2 protein-coding genes are annotated in these 1,909 nt (G+C 74.9%); one reads left to right on the top strand and one right to left on the bottom strand.

Going from position 1 to position 1,909, the window contains the following annotated elements; all coding sequences use genetic code 11:
- A partial coding sequence (locus tag ACFYXC_RS41825) for a helix-turn-helix domain-containing protein (RefSeq protein ID WP_389558396.1) occupies window positions 1-1,174 on the bottom strand: 1,174 nt, incomplete at its 3' end.
- A gap of 167 nt (window positions 1,175-1,341) precedes the next feature.
- Here ACFYXC_RS41825 and ACFYXC_RS41830 point away from each other — a divergent pair.
- Window positions 1,342-1,909: hypothetical protein (locus ACFYXC_RS41830; RefSeq protein WP_389558398.1), on the top strand; the 568-nt coding region annotated here is incomplete at its 3' end.

Consider the following 1,909-nt stretch of genomic DNA (forward strand, 5'->3'; position numbering starts at 1 on the left):
CAGAGTCCGAGTCTGTGATCCAGCGCCCTTCGGCGGAGTCGTGCACGTACGCCGGCCTCCCCCTGGTTCCGCTCGTGCGGAACGGCTTCCCGCCGTCCGTGATCCGCACCGTCCCCGTACGGCCCCCGGCGCTCCACTCCAGCTCCAGGTACCAGCGGCAGTCGCAGCCCGCCGTCCGCGCCGAGACCAGCAGCTCCTCGGGGTCGGAGGAGGTGACCTTGTACGGGAAGGAGACGGCCGGGATCTTCCGGACCTCGGCGCCGGAGGCGTCAAGGCCGTCGACGGGCCTCGCGAGCGGGCGCGGCCGGTCGAGGTCCACGGCGAAGTGGCGCGGGGTGAAGGAGCCGCCACAGCCGTTGTCCATCCGGTACGCGTTCCACGGTAGCGGCGCGGCGCGGTCGACCACGCGCACGTGCAGGGCATGGAGGACGACGGCGTCGGACGGCGACCGGCCCTGGACCGTGATCCGCACCAGCGCCTCCCCGCCGTGCACGGCACTGTGCGTCCCGGCCCACGCCCCGGAGTCGGCCGCGACCGGAGGCGGGGCGACCGCGCGGGGGGCCCGGTCCACGAGGTAGGTGTGCCCGCAGCCACCCTCCCAGAGCTGGGAACCGATGCTCCAGGTGAAGGGGAGGTGGGCCGCGGTCCGCCCCGGAGCGGTTGAAGCGGGAGCGGGGGCGGAGGCCGTACTGGTGGGGTGGCCGAGCAGGGCGGCGGCGAGGGCGAGCACGACGAGGGCGACGGCAGCGGCGACGAGGAGGGGAGCGGGGGCGCCACGACGGGGGCGGGCGCGGGGCGCCTCCGGCGCGGACGGATCCGCGGCGGTCGGGTCCGGCGCGGTCGGGTCCGGGGCGGGGCCGGGGGCCGGTTCCGGCGCGGACGACACGGCTGGCACAGGCGTGGGCGCGGGCGTGGGCGATCGGCGGCGGGCGCGGTCCGCCTCCGTCCAGGCCGCCTCCAGGGCCCGCCGTTCCTCCTCGTCAGCCCCGCACAGCAGGGCGAGGCGGTCGACCACGGCGAGCTCCTCCGGGACGGTCGCGCCCGAGCAGTAGCGGTGGAGGGTGGACGCGCTGACGCTCAGCCGCCGGCCCAGCGCCTCGTAACTTCTCCCGTCCCGCGCCTTCAGCGCGCGCACGAGCCCCGCGAACTCTTCGACGGCGGCGTCCTTCGGCATTCCATCCCCCTCGACCCTGCGTCCCATCACTTCACGTCCCTGCACGTCAGCGGGGGTGGAATGGTTCCGGGACGGCTGGTGGGCGCGTGATCGTTGCAGTCGGCGGGCGCCGGCCCCACGCTGGTTGAGCACTGACCGAAGAACGACCCGACGGGGGATCCACCACCATGAACAAGCTCCGCACCGCACTCGCCACCGCAGCCGCTGCCGCACTGGGCCTCGCGGCCCTCGCCGCAGCCCCGGCGCAGGCCGCTGCCCAGCCCGCCTTCCTCGCCGCCTCCCAGATGCCGCCGTCGTCGACGCCGTGGACCGCCACCCAGGTCTTCACCGGCGTCCCGGAGAACGGCGGCGTCCTCTGCGCCCCGTACAAGATCCCGGCGCAGAACACCCGCTACCGCGAGTTCAGCACCGAGCTCGACACCAACGGCGTCCAGGTCACCACCGTCGCCCCTACCGAGGCCGACGCCGTGAAGCTGGTCGACACCCTCCGCGGGGCCCTTGCCGGCTGCGGCCCCCTGCTGGAGCAGCAGAACCCGGGCCTGCAGGCCGTCAGCGCCTCCCACGGCAAGCTCGCCGTCGAGGAGGGCGCCTGGGTCTACAGCCTGGACACCGCTGACCCGCAGATCGGCATTTCCGACATCCACCTGTTCTCCGTCGGCCGCGACGGCCGCACCGTCACCCTCGTCCGCTGGGGCCAGATGGGCGACCTCGAGGACGCCCCGCTGACCGCCTTCC

The sequence above is a fragment of the Streptomyces sp. NPDC002701 genome (assembly GCF_042889045.1).
Classification (GTDB): Bacteria; Actinomycetota; Actinomycetes; order Streptomycetales; family Streptomycetaceae; genus Streptomyces.